This window comes from Roseixanthobacter psychrophilus (assembly GCF_043195195.1).
Classification (GTDB): domain Bacteria; phylum Pseudomonadota; class Alphaproteobacteria; order Rhizobiales; family Xanthobacteraceae; genus NCEH01.
Genome location: NZ_JBAFWT010000090.1, coordinates 1 through 5,027, shown reverse-complemented (window position 1 = coordinate 5,027; position 5,027 = coordinate 1). Strand labels below are relative to the sequence as shown.

Here is a 5,027-nt window from a genome sequence, read left to right as displayed (position 1 = left end):
TCAGCTTGATCGGTCTCAACCCAGCCGACTATGGGACGCACAGCTTGCGGCGAACAAATGTCTCCATCCTTTACAAGCGGACCGGAAACCTCCGCGCCTGCCAGCTCCTGCTCGGCCACACCAAGCTCGAGAGCACCGTGCGTTATCTCGGCATCGAGGTTGATGGCGCCTTGAGCCTGTCAGAGCAAACCGAGATCTGAGGCTTGTAGCCGCCAGATCCAAGGGAGATTGCCCGTGACGCTGGCCCAGAACAGACCGTGGGTGCACTCGGCTGCTTCTTTTGTCGGCGGATAAGTTCTCCGGCGCCCGGCTCACCTCAGATTGGCATCGGGGACGCGCCGCGGCCGATGATGAGTGCGGTCTCCTCCTCCGCCACCCGGATCGCTCGGGCGTGGGTGGAGGTGACCGGCCACAGCAGGCCCAGTTCCCGCTGGGGCGCCGGCTCGGGCAGTGCGTGCTTGCGGATGGCCAATCCTTCGGGAAACGGCAGCGCGCGGTCCGGCACCAGCGAGACGCCGAGTCCGCGGTGGACCAGCACCGCGATGGCGTCGAGCGCGTCGAGCTCGATCCTGTCCTTCGGCCGGATGCGCTGCTGCCGCAGATAGTTCTCCGCGATCTGGCCGGACCACAGCGAGCGGTCGTAGCGCACCAGCGGTCGCTCCCGGAGAAGGTGGAGCGGATCGGCGCAGGCCTCGCCGCTGGACGCTATGACGATGAAGCGCTCGGCCCTCAGGGCACGCCAGGCCAGGGTCTTGGGTAGCCTGAAGGGCGGATGGAACAAGAAACCTGCGTCCACCTCCCCCGCGTTCAGCTTCTCGAAAATGTGGGCGGACGATCCCTTTTGGACGATGATTTCCAGGTCCGGATATTTCTGCGCCAGAGCAGGAAGCACGTCGCACAGGATGGTCGTGATGGCGGTCTGGGCGACGCCGAGCCGCAATTGTCCGCGCGGCTTGTCTTGATCCTGCACCGTCCTTAGGTCGCGCAGATCCCGCAGGATCCCCGCCGCGCGCAGCGCCAGCGCCTCTCCGGCCGAGGTGGGCCGGGCGGTGCGCCCCGAGCGGGCCATGAGGGCGAAGCCGAATTCCTCCTCCAGGGCACGGATCCGCAGCGCCAGCGTCGTCGGAGCGAGATTGAGCTGGCGAGCGGCCTCGGCCACCGAGCCGTGCTCGACCACGGCCACGAAGCACTCGAGGAAGCGCGTATCCATTGCTCATGTTTCCTGCGGTATGAACGCATGTATAGCTTTGTTTTCATATCCTATCCACCGCTCCATAATCGCCGCCAAGAAGCGTGCCGTCCGGCCCGGGAAAGATGCGGAAAGTTTGTGCTTGTCCGCAGGAGTGGAGGAAGTGTCTTGTTGGACAAGCAATCGAAGCCCGTCCTGTCCGAGGCCGAGCTGACCGAACTCGCGACGACGGCGCTGACGGGTCTGGGCCTCGACCGGAAGGATGCCGTCGATGCCGCCCGTGTCCTCACGCTCGCGGAGATGTTCGGCCTTGCGACCCATGGGGTCGGCCGCATTGAATCCTATGGCGAGCGCCTTCAGATCAACGGCATCAATCCGCGCCCGTCCATCACGGTCGAACAGGTCGCGCCCGCACTGGTCCGCGTGAACGGGGACAATGGCGTCGGTCCTTTGGTCGGGATGCGGGCACTGGAGGCCGCCATGGCTGCCGCGGCCACCACCGGCGTTGCCCTGGCACTGGCCCGCGGCAGCAACCATTTTGGGCCGGTCTCGCCCTACAGCCATATCGCCGCCGAGGCCGGCTTCGCCAGCCTCATCGGCAGCAACGCCACCACCACCATCGCGCCCTGGGGCGGGAGCGAGGCCCGCCTCGGCAACAGCCCGTGCGGCTTCGGCTTTCCCAATCCGGGCGGCGATCCCATCATCCTCGACATGGCGATCAGCGTCGCGGCCCGGGCCAAGATCCGAAACGCCGCCAAGGCGGGGCAGCCCATTCCCGACACCTGGGCGACCGATCGCCTCGGCCGCCCCACCACCGATCCGAACGCGGCGCTGGACGGCTTCCTGCTGCCGATCGGCGGCCACAAGGGCTATGGCCTCGCTCTGGTGGTGGACCTGCTTGCGGGCCTCCTCTCGGGTGCGGCCTATCTCACCCACGTCAAATCCTGGGTCGATGCGCCCGAAGAGCCGCAGAACCTCGGCCATTACTTCCTGCTGATCGACACCCGGCGCCTCGGCTCGCCCGATTGGCTGTGCGAGCGCATGGAGGATTTCACCCACATCCTGCACACGACCCCCCCGGCCGATCCCAAGTCGCCCGTGCTGGTGCCGGGCGAGATCGAGAACCGGAACCTTGCGCGGGCACGGCGGGAGGGCATCGCCGTCGACCAGGCCCTGTTCGCCAAGCTCCAGGAACTGGCGGCCTGCTTGCCTCAGGCCTAACCCCATCATTTTGCCCGCACAAGACGGGCGCCAACCAAGAAAGGCCTCGGCAACAAGAGGCCGAACGGGGAGGAAACCGTGACCAACATCGCCATCCAACAATCCAGTTCACAAAGCCTCGCGGTTGACGACGACGCGCTCAGGAAAGTGGCATTCCGCAAAGTGATCTGGCGGATGCTGCCCATCCTGACCCTGGGCTATGTCTTCAACTTCCTCGATCGCACCAATATCGGCTTCGCGGCCCTGCAGATGAACCGCGATATCGGCCTGTCCGCCACCCAGTTCGGGTGGGGCGCCGGCATCCTCTTCATCGGCTATTGCGGCTTTGAAATCCCCAGCAACATGATGCTCTACAGGTTCGGGGCGCGGATCTGGATCTCGCGCATCATGATCTCCTGGGGCCTCCTGTCGTGCGCCATGAGCCTGGTGTCGGATCCGACCAGCTTCTACCTGATGCGCTTCGCGCTGGGGGTTGCGGAGGCGGGCTTCTTTCCCGGCGTCGCGTTCTTCCTGTCGGCCTGGTTCCCGGCCCAGTATCGCGCGCGGATCCTCTCATGGTTCCTCGTGGCCATCCCCTTTTCGTCGGTCATCGGAGGCCCGCTCGGCGGGATGTTGCTGGAGCTTGACGGTCACCATGGCCTCGCCGGGTGGCAGTGGCTCTTCATCATCGAGGGGCTTCCGGCTATGATCATCGGCCTCATCCTGCTGAAGCTCCTTGCCGACCGGCCGCAGGACGCCAAGTGGCTCACCGACGAGGAGAAGCGCGTCATCATCGCCAGCGTCGAGGGCGAGAAGCGCGATCGCGCCGTGACTAGGTTCGGCTCCGCCTTGCGTGACGTCCGCGTGTGGATCTGCACGGTCGTCTACCTGGGCTTCACCGTCGGCTCCTATGGCATCCAGATCTGGTTGCCGCAGATCCTCAAGCAGCAGAACCTGACCAATCTGGAGATAGGTTGGATTTCGGCGCTGCCCTATCTTGCCGCCACGATCGGCATGATCCTTTGGGCCCGTTTCGCGGACCGGTCCGGCCGCAAGGTGTTCAATCTCGCCACCTGCTGCGGCCTCGCCGCGGTCGGCTTTCTCATCGCCATCTCGACAGGACGTTTCGACCTCTCACTGCTGGGGCTCACCGCGGCTCTCGTCGGCGTCACCTCGGCGCGGGCGATCTTCTGGTCGATCCCGACGCGGTTCCTCACCGGCATCGCGGCCGCTGGCGGCATCGCCTTCATCAACACCATCGGCACCACCGGCGGGTTCTTCGGCCCGACGATCGTGGGATGGCTCAAGGACGCCACCGGAACCTTCGAGGCCGGACTGCTTGCCATGGCCGGCTTTCTCGCGGTGTCTACGGTCTTCGCTCTCCTGCTGAAGCTCGTTGTCCACGACGAGTGAACCGGCGCCTCTCAGCGCGAATCATCAGCCCGTGGAGGAACCTCAACATGATGGATCGGAGAGCCTTCTTGTCCGCTGTCGCCGGTAGCCTCACCCTCTCTGCCGCTTCGTCCGCGCAGACGCCACCCGGCAGGTTGGCGCTCTACGCGAATGTCGGCCCGGACCTCACCCATTACGAGGTCGACGTGGAGGCGCTGACCCTGACGCGCCGCGGCACCGTCACGCTGCCGGACAACGTGCAATATGCTTGGCCGCACCGCTCGCGACGGTTCCTCTACGTCGCCACCAGCAACACCGCGCCCGGCAACGGTGCGGCTCCGGGCACGGCTCATCACCTGAGTGCTCTCAGCATTGATGAACGCAGCGGCGCGCTCGGGCTGTATGGGGCGCCGGTGGCGCTGCCCACTCGCCCCATCCACCTCTCCACCGACGGTCCCTCGCAGAACATCCTGGTCGCCTTCAACAGGCCAAGCGCGCTCAGGGTGTACCGCATCAACGCGGATGGCACGCCGGGCGAGGAGGTCCGACAGCCAGAAACGCTTGATGCCGGCATCTATGCCCATCAGGTCCGCGTGACGCCGGACAACCGCCGCGCGCTCCTCGTCACCCGCGGCAACGAGGGAACCCCCGTGCGGCCCGAGGAACCCGGCGCGATCAAGGTCTTCGACTATCGGCGCGGCCGTCTCACCAATGAGGTCTCCATCGCTCCCAACGCAGGCAGGGCTTTCGGCCCTCGCCACCTGGACTTTCATCCGACGAAGCCGTGGATTTTTCTATCTATCGAGACGCAGAACCAGATCGCGCTTCTGCAGATGAGCGACGACGGCGTCGATCCCCGGCTTCTGTTCCGGGTGGGGACGCTTGATGGCTCGCGCACCGGACGGGCACGGCAGGCCGCGGGGCCGATCCATGTCCACCCCAACGGCCGGTTCGTCTATGTGGCGAACCGGGCGGAGCAGACCGAGGACGTCGATGGCATTGAGGTCTTCAAGGGCGGCGAGAACAGCATCGCAGTCTTCGAGCTCGAGCAAGTGACGGGCGAGCCGAGGCCCATCCAGCATGCGGACACCCGCGGCATCCATCCGCGAACGTTCCATATGGATCCGAGCGGCAGGATGCTGGTGGTCGAGCACAATCTTCCGGTGACGCTACGCGATGGGGCTGCAACGAAAGTGAGCGCCGCCGGGCTGTCTGTCTTCCGCGTTAATGACGACGGCAAGCTGAC

The 5,027-nt window shown here is 65.6% G+C and carries 5 protein-coding genes; 4 read left to right on the top strand and 1 reads right to left on the bottom strand.

Going from position 1 to position 5,027, the window contains the following annotated elements:
* Window positions 1–200 (top strand): tyrosine-type recombinase/integrase (locus tag V5F77_RS28175; RefSeq protein ID WP_429008377.1); only part of this gene is annotated, 200 nt, incomplete at its 5' end.
* Window positions 201–316: 116 nt separating this feature from the next.
* Here V5F77_RS28175 and V5F77_RS28170 read toward each other — a convergent pair.
* Window positions 317–1,210: a LysR family transcriptional regulator gene (locus tag V5F77_RS28170; RefSeq protein WP_429008376.1), complete on the bottom strand. Its 894-nt coding sequence runs from the start codon at window positions 1,208–1,210 to the stop codon at window positions 317–319.
* Window positions 1,211–1,360: 150 nt separating this feature from the next.
* Here V5F77_RS28170 and V5F77_RS28165 point away from each other — a divergent pair, with 150 nt between their 5' ends.
* The 3 genes from V5F77_RS28165 to V5F77_RS28155 form a co-directional block, all read left to right on the top strand.
* The gene (locus tag V5F77_RS28165; protein WP_429008375.1) at window positions 1,361–2,410 is read left to right on the top strand and encodes an Ldh family oxidoreductase; all 1,050 of its coding nucleotides are present in this window, start codon (window positions 1,361–1,363) and stop codon (window positions 2,408–2,410) included.
* Between the two features lie 78 nt (window positions 2,411–2,488).
* A complete protein-coding gene (locus tag V5F77_RS28160; RefSeq protein ID WP_429008374.1) occupies window positions 2,489–3,802 on the top strand; it encodes an MFS transporter in 1,314 nt (437 codons plus the stop codon).
* 68 nt (window positions 3,803–3,870) lie between these two features.
* A partial coding sequence (locus tag V5F77_RS28155) for a lactonase family protein (RefSeq protein ID WP_429008373.1) occupies window positions 3,871–5,027 on the top strand: 1,157 nt, incomplete at its 3' end.

Coding starts and splice junctions, on each gene's coding strand:
- V5F77_RS28170 (WP_429008376.1), bottom strand. CDS start 1,210: ATGGATACGCGCTTCCTCGAGTGCTTCGTGGCCGTGGTCGAGCACGGC.